Raw genomic sequence first — 9437 nt, forward strand, 5'->3', positions numbered from 1 at the left:
TAAGGAAAAGTGTGAAACGGTTTTCCCTTGGGAATTGTGTCAGACAACGGCACATACAAGAACGCCTCTCGCACCGTTTAATGTGCGGGAAGCGTCCTTTTGCCAGCATTACCGAGATTGCTCTCTGAATTGCTGACACCACGGAAATGCGCCGGCTTGCGATTGGTTCCGGGGCTGGAATATTTTTTTGGGAACGCCTTGCGCTCCGCCACCTCGTCAGTTGAGGCTTATGCCTCAGGCATCCTGAGGTTGAATTTGGGCTGCGGCCAAACCAGACATTGACTCGGCGCTAAAAGAAGTCTATAAGAAACATGTCGATATTTGTTTGACCGACTTTTGTTATCCGCGCATGCATGCGCGCCTTTGACGAACTTCCCCATCAAAAATCGAGACAAAACGCTGTTGTGCAGTCGCACGATGGTGAACGAATATTTGCCAGGGAAAGGGTTCTTCATGGCCACCGGCACAGTGAAATGGTTCAACGCCACCAAAGGTTTTGGTTTTATTCAGCCTGACGACGGCTCCGCCGACGTTTTTGTCCACATCTCGGCCGTAGAGCGCGCCGGCATGCGTGACATCGTCGAGGGTCAGAAGCTCGGCTACGAGATGACCCGCGACAACAAGTCGGGCAAGATGTCCGCCGACCAGTTGAAGGCGGCCTGATAAGGAATTCGGCCTTCCGGTGACCACGGATGTACTGGCACCGATGAAAGGCTGAAAGGAGCGCCTTGCGCATCCAACTGGATGCGCGGCGCTTTCATGGAAGGTCAGGCGGTGCCTGGCCTTTTTCATTTTGTGCGTCATGCCGCTAAAAGTGCGCCGCACGCCGGCCGGAACGTGCTAAGGGACGATCCAGCAATCTGAACCGCCCATATTGCCCCGCTGCCGTATCGCATTGGTCGTGACCGAAGACCGCTCTCGCTCTATCGGCACCAGGCTCCCGACAGGAGAAAGTTTTGACCACTCAATCCAAGACCGCCGACCAGGCCGGCTCGCTGTTCAGCAAGACGCAAACCCAGTCGATGTCACTCAACCGCATCCTGTCCGAGCGTGATGCCGTCAGCGAGGCGCGCGAAGCCAAGACCGCGCGCTTGCGCGAACTGCGCAAGGAAAAGGAAGCCGACGACATGGCAGCGGCCGCAGTCCTTGCGGCGCTGCCAAAGCGGGCAGGCAAACGCTGATGGCCACCAAGCGCGTACCGCCCACGCCGATCGATGCCGATGCGACCATCGCGTCCATGGTCCCGGGCCTGGACAAGCCGGTCGAATATGTCCGCCGTGTGCTGGAAAAGCTCGAGCGCTGCAAGCGCGCGCATGGCGATGCCCAGGTGCGCGTCGGCGTGCGCGGCCGTGCCGAAGCTCCGAACTATCTGGTCGAATATGTCCGCGAGGACAAAAAGACCCAGGAGCGCGTGACCTACCAGGATGCCGCCTATAGCGGCAGCACGCATCGCGAACTGGCGGCGCACCACATTGCCGAGGCGAGGAACTGGTCGCCCGAGGAAATGAACATCACAGCGGTCTCGGCGCTGATCGGCCGCTTGCGCAATCCGCGCGCACCATCATCCCGCTTTTCCGACGAGGACTGACATGGCCATAAAGTTTTCCACCAAGGACCAGCCGGCAGCGCCGGCTGCTGCCACTGCAAAGCAGGCCAAGCCCGCTGCCGCGCCGAAGGCCGCCGAACCGTCGGCAACCGATCTGTTCGAGGCGCCAGCCGCCACGCCCAAGGGCAAGGCAGGCAAGAAGAAATAGCGCCTTGCCGCACCAAGCCGATCGCAATCTCGCAGCACCTGGGCTGGTCGCGTTGGCCGCCAGGGATATCCGGTCGTCAAAACAGGACGACCAGCCGGTTTTCGATTGCCAGAGCTGCGGCGCCTGCTGTTCCTACTCGGCCGAATGGCCGCGCTTCTCGACCGAGGACGATGCGCAACTTGACCGGATTCCGGAAAAGTTCGTGTCCGCCGACCTGTCCGGGATGCGCTGCGAGGGCGTGCGCTGTTCGGCGCTTACGGGCGAGATCGGCAAGCACACAGCCTGCGGCATCTACGAGATCCGCCCGGACGTCTGCCACGCCTGCATGCCTGGCGGCGACGATTGCCTGATGGCGCGCAAGGCGCACGGGATGCCAACGATCTAGCCGACGCCCACCTTGCCTGATCCCACATCCCCCGATAGCTTCCACCACGGGCAGGGCGTTGGAGGAACCATGAGCATCGAATTCCTGTTGACGTCGCTGATCGTCGTGGCTTCGCCCGGCACCGGCGTTCTCTACACGCTGAGCGCCGGGCTTTCGCGAGGCGCGCGCGCCTCGATCACTGCTGCATTCGGCTGCACGCTTGGCATCATCCCGCATATGGCCGCCGCCATCACCGGCCTGGCGGCGCTGCTGCACACAAGTGCTGTCGCCTTCGAGACGCTGAAATATCTCGGCGTCGCCTATCTCCTCTACATGGCCTGGAACACGCTGAAGGAGAAGGGCGGCCTGAGCGTCGATGAAAACGCGGCACCCCGCTCGGCAGCCAAGGTCATCACCTCCGGTATCCTGATCAACATCCTGAACCCGAAGCTGTCGATCTTCTTCTTTGCCTTCCTGCCGCAATTCGTCAGCACGACCGAACCGAACGCATTTGCCAAGATGCTCGAACTCTCGAGCGTCTTCATGCTGCTGACCTTCGTCGTCTTCGTCGCTTACGGCATCTTTGCGGCCTCGATCCGCAGCCATGTCGTGTCGCGGCCGATGGTGCTGACCTGGATGCGCCGCACCTTCGCCGGCGCCTTTGTCATGCTCGGCGCCAAGCTGGCGCTGGCTGATCGATAGAACAGGAGCTGCCAGGCCTCGGCCTACTCTTCGTCGGTTCCGGATCCGGTCCGGATGCCTAGACGCCAGGCCGAGGGCGGAAGGCCGATCATCTTCTTGAAGGCGCGGCTGAACGCTGCCTCGGATTCGTAGCCGATTTCAGCGGCGATGCTGGCCATGTTGCTGGAGCCGGCGCTGAGCAGCTCCGAGGCGATCTGCATGCGCCATTTGGCGAGATAATGCATTGGCGGCATGCCGACCAGCCTGGTGAAGCGTTCGGCGAGCACGCTGCGCGACAGCGCGGAGTCCTTCGCCAGCGCCTCGACCGTCCAGTTATGTGCCGGCCGGTCGCTGGATCAGCGCCAGTGCCCTCGCCAGGTGCGGATCGCGCAGGCCAGCCAGCCATCCCGTGGTTTGTGGCGGCAGCGATTCCAAGTAACGGCGCAACACGTCGACAAACATCAGTTCGCTCAGTTTGGTGAGCACCGTTTCACTGCCTGCGCGCTTTTGCGCCACCTCCGTGACAGCCAGGTTGATGAACTGGCTGAGCCAGCCGCCATCGCCTTTGGCATCTCCGGCCTTGATCACCGGCGGCAAAGCCTCGAGCAGGGGATTGAATGGCTGTGCATCACAGGCGAGATAGCCGCAAACCAGCCTGGCCGAGGTCGCGCCGTCGCCGGCGCAGTTGATGTAAAACGGCATCCGGCCGGCTGTTGCGATGTCGAGAACGTCGGCTTTCGGCGGATCGGCGCGCAGCGCCGGATTGCTGGACCTAATGTGCGGGTCGCTCCTGGTGAAGACGACGACTTCGCCGGCCTCCAGCGCGATCGCTTCCTGGCCGACGATGCGCGCGAAGCAGCGACCGGCCGTTACCACATGGTAGGAGATCAGATGGTCCGCACCGGGCAGGATCTTTGGCAGGATGGACGATGGCGCCGGCGAGCAGACGGCCCACGGCTCGTGGCCCTCAATGTCAAAAAACGTCGCGCCGGTAAGGCGTACCGTCCTCAACAGGTCAGACAGAGCATCCCCGGCCATTCCGTTTCGTCCCGCACCCGGCTAGCCGGTGAGCCATCCCTTTCGAGTTCCGGACGCGCTGTCAAGCGAGGCGGACGCCGTATCATTCAGTTCGCGGCCAGAACTCCTAAACCTGCACCTGTGCTCAAGCGCTGCCGAGAGTGGGCGCTGAGTGCTGTCGAAACCAACCAGGGACAAAAGTCATGACGGTACATAAGGGCGGGTGTTTTTGCGGCGCAGTGGAAATCGAAGTGCACGGAGCCGCCGAGGCAATGGGCTATTGCCATTGCGGTTCTTGTCGATCGTGGTCGGCGTCTCCCGTGAACGCATTCACGCTGTGGAAGCCTCAGAACGTCAAGGTCACCGGGGGCGCGGAGTTCCTGTCCGGGTTCGAGAAGACCGAAATGAGCGATCGCCAGTTCTGCACGAAATGCGGTGGTCATCTGATGACCGTTCATCCGCCGCTCGGCCTGGTCGATGTCTATGCGGCAACGATACCAGGCGTGAAATTCACGCCTGGGGTTCACGTCAACTACGCTGAGACCGTGCTGCCGATGAAGGACGGGCTGCCCAAGCTGAGGGACTTTCCGGCTGAACTCGGCGGCTCCGGCATCGCGGTGCCGGAATAAGGCCCGGCCACTGCTCGCCATTTTTGACAACGACAATTCAAGACGGGAGATTGTTCATGGAAATCGCAACATTTCGCGCCACGCAGGAGCCGATCAAGGATCTCTATCGCAGGGATGCAAAGGCCGCGTTCCTCACCTTGAAAGCCAAGGGTGTCGCCGACGCGTCCACCGTGACGTGCAAGGTCGAGACCGGACGCGGACTGGCGCTTGCCGGCATCCACCGATGGCCGGGGGCAGCGGCCAGGAACTGTGCTCCGGCGACATGCTGCTGGAGGCGCTGATCGCATGCGCCGGTGTCTCGATGCGCGCGGCCGCGGCCGTGCTCGAAATTCCGATCAGGTCCGCCGAAGTTTCCGCGGAAGGTGACGTCGATCTTCGCGGCACGCTCGGCGTGACTGCGGGTGTTCCAGTCGGCTTCAAGGAAATCCGCTTGCGGTTCGACATCGACACCGACGCTCCCCAAAGTCAGCTCGACCAACTGCTCGAACTCACGGATCGCTATTGCGTTATCTTCCAGACCATCCAGAACAGTCCCAGCACCACGGTGAAGCTGCACCGCGTCATCAAGTGACCAGAAAACCGGCCCGGAAACTCGACTTGAGCGAGATTCCGGGCTGGGAACGGGAGTGCCGTATCGGGCAACGCTTCTATCCCTTGACGTAACCCATCGCCTCGACGATCAGCCCGTCCGCGACACGCATCAGGTTGACGCCGCGGATGGAGTTGCCGTCGGCCATGAAGTAGCGCCAGCGGATCGTCGCCCGTTCGCCGGCGACGAATGTCTCCTCGAGGTCGAAGCGCGTGCCAGGCTGGGTGGCGATCGCCGACCATAGGTCAATGCATGCCTCTTTGCCGGCATGGCGGGCGCCGTCCGGCGCCGGCACGGTGTTTTCGATAACGCAATCCCGGGCCACCAACTCGGCAAGCGCGGACGGATCGTGCAACTGGAACACATCGTTGAAGCGACGCATGATCTCGGCCGTCTGCCGGGACAAATCATTCCCGGCTGCGTCCATGATAAGCTCCTGTTTCATCATATTCTCCCGGTTTCATTGATCTTTGACGGCTTTGACCAGCACGGCCTTCAGGGTGATCTGAGGCACGCCGGCCAAGGCGCGCGAGACGAGGCAAGTCGCCTTGGCCGACTGCGCCAGGCGTTCGAACTCGTCTTCGGCGAGATCCGTGACCTCCGCCTCCGTTTCGAGCTCGATGCGGGTGATCGTCGGCCCGGCGGCGGTCGCGCCGAGATGCACCTTGGCGACGGTGCGGATGGTGCGGGCGACGTGGCCTTCCTGGCCGAGGATGAAGGTCAGCGCCATCGAGAAGCAGCCGGCATGTGCTGCCCCGATCAGCTCTTCGGGATTGGTGCCCGGACCGTTCTCGAACCGCGACGGAAAGGAATAGGCGCCTTCGAAGACGCCGCTGCCAAGCCGCAGACGGCCGCCGCCTTCCTTCAGCGTGCCTTGCCATTCTGCGGAAGCTTCACGGATGGTCATGGTCGTTCTCCTGGTTCGGGGTTGAAAAGCGGGCAATTGGGTCAGGCGCAGTCGATGACAACCTTCCCGAACACGTCGCCCTGCCGGAAGTGGCGGTACGCTTCGGGGGCTTCGGCAAAGGGGAAGACCCTGTCGATAACGGGCTTGAGGCGATGCTGCGACACGGCGCGCAGCATGGCCTCGAGATTGCTGCGGCTGCCGACGAACAGGCGGCTGATGGTGGCGAGGCTGCGCTGATAAAGCGCTGCCGGCATCTCGATCGATCTGCCACTGGCGTCCTGCAGCGTCAGCAGCACGATGTGTCCATAAAGCGTGCTGGCAATCAGCGACTGCGCGAAGGTGGCCGGGCCGCCGGTTTCGACGACGAGGTCGATGCCGCCTGTCTGCTCGCGCGCCCAGCCGCCCCATTCCGGTATGTCGGTGCTGGAGACAACGAGGTCGGCGCCCAGCGCCCGCAGCCTGTCGGCCTTCTCCGCGCGCGATGTGATGGCGACAACCCGGCAGCCGAGCAACTTGGCGAACTGCAGAGCAAACAGCGAAACGCCACCCGAACCGATGGTGAGAACCCATTGACCAGGCTTCGGAATCCGGGTCCCGGTCACCGCGTTCCAGGCCGTCACGCCGGCGCAGGTCAGCGTCGCCGCTTCGTGCCAGCTCAGATGATCGGGCAGTCGCGCCGCCCATTGTTCGTCGAGCACGGCAAACTCAGTCAGCATGCCGTCCAGCGTACAGCCGAGCTGGTCGATCAGACCGGCATTGATGCGGCCATCGATCCAGCGGGCGAAGTAGCTGCCGGTGACGCGGTCGCCGACGGCAAAACGGGTGACGGCATCGCCGATTGCGACGACGTCACCGGCGCCGTCGCTCAGCGGCACGATGCCTTGCCGCGCCGGCAACGGATAGGTGCCGCCAAGGATCATCGTGTCGCGCCGATTGAGCGAGGCGGCGCGGACTCGCACCACGATCTCATGCGGTTTCGGTTCCGTCCGCGCCTCGTCGCGCATCGCCAGGGATTCGGTTCCACCAAACCCTTCGAGCCGGTAGCTGCGCATGTCACTCTCCTTAATAGTATATAGACTGATCCACATATTATATAGACCGATTGTCATATTCTTGGCGAGGCCTATAATGCGTCACTGCTGACAGAGGTTGACATGGCCAACGACACCCGCACCCGCATACTCGAGACCACAGGCCTGTTGCTCAGGCAGCGCGGCTATCACGGCACCTCGCTCAACGACATTCTGGGCGCCAGCGGGGCGCCGCGCGGCTCGCTCTATTTTCATTTCCCGGGCGGCAAGGACCAACTGGTCATCGAGGTGACGCGCAACAGCGTTGCCGACGTCACGAAAAGGCTGGGCGAAGCACTGGCAGCCGAAAGCGATCCTGCAGTGGCCGTCCATCACATCTACCAGTCGGTCGGGCGCATGCTGGAGGACAATGATTTTTCGCTGGGTTGCCCCATCGCGCCGGTGGTGCTGGATTCACCCACCGATGTGCCGGAACTGGCGGAACTCTGCCGATCGGCTTTCGAGCAATGGATCGGCTTGCTGCGACAGGCCTTCGTCAGGGCAGGGGTGCCCGAACGCCGCGCGCACGCTTTGGCGCTGCTGATCGAATCGTCGCTGGAAGGGCTTATGGTGATTGCGCGGGCCACCCGCGACCGTGCACCGGTGCTGGTGGTGGCCGACGAGGTGGCGGCACTTGTCGAGCAGGCGGTGCTTGCAGGCAAGGTTGCGCGGCAGGCGGACAGCGCCGCCTAACCATCCGCTTTCCAAAACAAAAAAGGGCGCCTCTCGGCGCCCTTTCCGTATGCATAAGCCGGATAGCTTGGATTAGAAATCCATGCCGCCCATGCCGCCCATGCCGCCGCCGCCCATGCCGCCAGGCATGCCGCCGCCAGCCGACTCCTTCTTGGGAGCCTCCGCGATCATGGCTTCGGTGGTGACGAGCAGGCCGGCGACCGAAGCCGCGTCCTGGAGAGCGGTGCGAACGACCTTGACCGGGTCGACGATGCCCATGGCGATCATGTCGCCATACTCGCCGGTCTGGGCGTTGTAGCCGTAGGTCGCGCCCTTGTTGTCGAGGATCTTGCCGGCAACGATCGAAGCTTCAGCACCTGCGTTCGAAGCGATCTGACGGGCCGGAGCCTGCAGTGCACGGCGAACGATGTTGATTCCGGCAGCCTGGTCGGCATTGACGCCGGTGACCTTGATGTTGGCCGAAGCGCGCAGCAGTGCGACGCCGCCGCCTGCAACGATGCCTTCTTCCACGGCCGCGCGGGTCGCGTTGAGGGCGTCATCGACGCGGTCCTTCTTTTCCTTGACTTCGACTTCCGTCGCGCCGCCGACACGGATCACCGCAACGCCGCCGGCGAGCTTCGCCAGACGTTCCTGCAGCTTCTCCTTGTCGTAGTCCGACGTGGTCTCTTCGATCTGCTGCTTGATCTGGGCAACGCGGCCCTGGATCTCGGCCTTCTTGCCGGCGCCGTCGACGATGGTGGTGTTCTCCTTGGAGATCGACACCTTCTTGGCGCGGCCGAGCATGTTGAGGCCGACATTCTCGAGCTTGATGCCGAGGTCTTCCGAGATGACCTGGCCACCGGTGAGGATGGCGATGTCTTCCAGCATGGCCTTGCGGCGATCACCGAAGCCCGGCGCCTTGACGGCGGCGATCTTCAGGCCGCCGCGCAGCTTGTTGACGACCAGCGTGGCCAGAGCCTCGCCTTCGACGTCTTCCGAGATGATAAGAAGCGGCTTGGAGGTCTGCACGACGGCTTCGAGAACCGGCAGCATGGCCTGGAGGTTGGACAGCTTCTTCTCGTGCAGGAGGATGTAGACGTCCTCGAGCTCGGCAACCATCTTGTCGGCGTTGGTGACGAAGTAGGGCGAGAGATAGCCCCGGTCGAACTGCATGCCTTCGACGACTTCCAGCTCGGTCTCGGCGGTCTTGGCTTCCTCAACCGTGATGACGCCTTCATTGCCGACCTTCTGCATCGCTTCGGCGATCATGGCGCCGACCGACTCGTCGCCATTGGCCGAGATCGTGCCGACCTGGGCAACTTCCTCGGAGGTCTTGATCTTCTTGGCAGCCTTGCCGAGAGCCGCGACGACTTCGGTGACGGCCAGATCGATGCCGCGCTTCAGATCCATCGGGTTCATGCCGGCGGCAACGGCCTTGTGGCCTTCCTGGACGATCGACTGCGCCAGAACGGTCGCGGTCGTGGTGCCGTCGCCGGCGATGTCGTTGGTCTTCGAAGCAACTTCGCGGACCATCTGCGCGCCCATGTTTTCGAACTTGTCTTCAAGCTCGATTTCCTTGGCGACGGTGACGCCGTCCTTGGTGATGCGCGGTGCGCCGAACGACTTGTCGATGACGACGTTGCGGCCTTTGGGGCCGAGCGTGACCTTCACTGCGTCGGCGAGGATGTTGACGCCGCGCAGCATGCGCTCGCGGGCGTCGCGGGAGAATTTTACGTCTTTAGCAGCCATTTTTT

At 62.6% G+C, this 9437-nt stretch carries 14 protein-coding genes and 1 pseudogene; 9 read left to right on the forward strand and 6 right to left on the reverse strand.

The features are described from left to right. The first annotated feature begins 453 nt into the window (after positions 1-453). From NKJ57_RS08575 to NKJ57_RS08600, 6 genes are all read left to right on the forward strand, one after another. Entirely contained in the window at positions 454-663 is a 210-nt protein-coding gene (locus NKJ57_RS08575) for a cold-shock protein (protein ID WP_023671502.1), read from the forward strand. A gap of 293 nt (positions 664-956) precedes the next feature. After that, positions 957-1181: a hypothetical protein gene (locus NKJ57_RS08580; protein ID WP_023689917.1), complete on the forward strand. Its 225-nt coding sequence runs from the start codon at positions 957-959 to the stop codon at positions 1179-1181. Next, complete coding sequence (locus NKJ57_RS08585) at positions 1181-1588, forward strand: hypothetical protein (protein ID WP_023671504.1); 408 nt, start codon at positions 1181-1183, stop codon at positions 1586-1588. The genes NKJ57_RS08580 and NKJ57_RS08585 overlap by 1 nt, the downstream gene beginning before the upstream one ends. Position 1589: 1 nt before the next feature. Continuing rightward, positions 1590-1754: a hypothetical protein gene (locus NKJ57_RS08590; RefSeq protein ID WP_023671505.1), complete on the forward strand. Its 165-nt coding sequence runs from the start codon at positions 1590-1592 to the stop codon at positions 1752-1754. Positions 1755-1806: 52 nt separating this feature from the next. Continuing rightward, on the forward strand, positions 1807-2139 hold the full coding sequence (locus NKJ57_RS08595) for a YkgJ family cysteine cluster protein (RefSeq protein WP_023671506.1): 333 nt from the start codon (positions 1807-1809) through the stop codon (positions 2137-2139). Positions 2140-2208: 69 nt separating this feature from the next. Further along, a complete protein-coding gene (locus tag NKJ57_RS08600; RefSeq protein WP_023689918.1) occupies positions 2209-2820 on the forward strand; it encodes a LysE family translocator in 612 nt (203 codons plus the stop codon). Positions 2821-2843: 23 nt separating this feature from the next. Here NKJ57_RS08600 and NKJ57_RS08605 read toward each other — a convergent pair whose 3' ends face one another. After that, the gene (locus tag NKJ57_RS08605; protein ID WP_352510932.1) at positions 2844-3116 is read right to left on the reverse strand and encodes a helix-turn-helix domain-containing protein; all 273 of its coding nucleotides are present in this window, start codon (positions 3114-3116) and stop codon (positions 2844-2846) included. 16 nt (positions 3117-3132) lie between these two features. After that, on the reverse strand, positions 3133-3837 hold the full coding sequence (locus NKJ57_RS08610) for a cupin domain-containing protein (protein WP_352510814.1): 705 nt from the start codon (positions 3835-3837) through the stop codon (positions 3133-3135). A gap of 182 nt (positions 3838-4019) precedes the next feature. Between NKJ57_RS08610 and NKJ57_RS08615 the strand changes: the two genes are divergently transcribed. Both NKJ57_RS08615 and NKJ57_RS08620 read left to right on the forward strand, forming a co-directional pair. Then, a complete protein-coding gene (locus tag NKJ57_RS08615) occupies positions 4020-4445 on the forward strand; it encodes a GFA family protein (protein WP_023715197.1) in 426 nt (141 codons plus the stop codon). Positions 4446-4501: 56 nt separating this feature from the next. Further along, positions 4502-5016: pseudogene (locus NKJ57_RS08620) on the forward strand (OsmC family protein). Positions 5017-5092: 76 nt separating this feature from the next. Here the strand turns inward: NKJ57_RS08620 and NKJ57_RS08625 are convergent. From NKJ57_RS08625 to NKJ57_RS08635, 3 genes are read right to left on the reverse strand one after another with little or no spacing between them, the layout of a single operon-like run. Beyond that, positions 5093-5479, reverse strand: coding sequence for a nuclear transport factor 2 family protein (locus NKJ57_RS08625; protein WP_352510813.1), 387 nt, complete (start codon positions 5477-5479; stop codon positions 5093-5095). Positions 5480-5494: 15 nt separating this feature from the next. Beyond that, a complete protein-coding gene (locus NKJ57_RS08630; protein WP_023689922.1) occupies positions 5495-5941 on the reverse strand; it encodes an OsmC family peroxiredoxin in 447 nt (148 codons plus the stop codon). Between the two features lie 41 nt (positions 5942-5982). After that, a complete protein-coding gene (locus NKJ57_RS08635; protein ID WP_023743977.1) occupies positions 5983-6993 on the reverse strand; it encodes a zinc-dependent alcohol dehydrogenase family protein in 1011 nt (336 codons plus the stop codon). Positions 6994-7095: 102 nt separating this feature from the next. On the opposite strand from NKJ57_RS08635, the gene NKJ57_RS08640 reads away from it, so the two are divergent. Further along, positions 7096-7704, forward strand: coding sequence for a TetR/AcrR family transcriptional regulator (locus NKJ57_RS08640; RefSeq protein ID WP_023684303.1), 609 nt, complete (start codon positions 7096-7098; stop codon positions 7702-7704). 72 nt (positions 7705-7776) lie between these two features. Here NKJ57_RS08640 and groL read toward each other — a convergent pair whose 3' ends face one another. Continuing rightward, positions 7777-9432 (reverse strand): chaperonin GroEL, encoded by a 1656-nt coding sequence (gene groL / locus NKJ57_RS08645; protein WP_023709705.1) that lies wholly within the window; start codon positions 9430-9432, stop codon positions 7777-7779. Between the last annotated feature and the right edge of the window lie 5 nt (positions 9433-9437).

Source organism: Mesorhizobium sp. M0077 (assembly GCF_040322955.1).
In the GTDB taxonomy this organism is placed as follows: Bacteria; Pseudomonadota; Alphaproteobacteria; order Rhizobiales; family Rhizobiaceae; genus Mesorhizobium.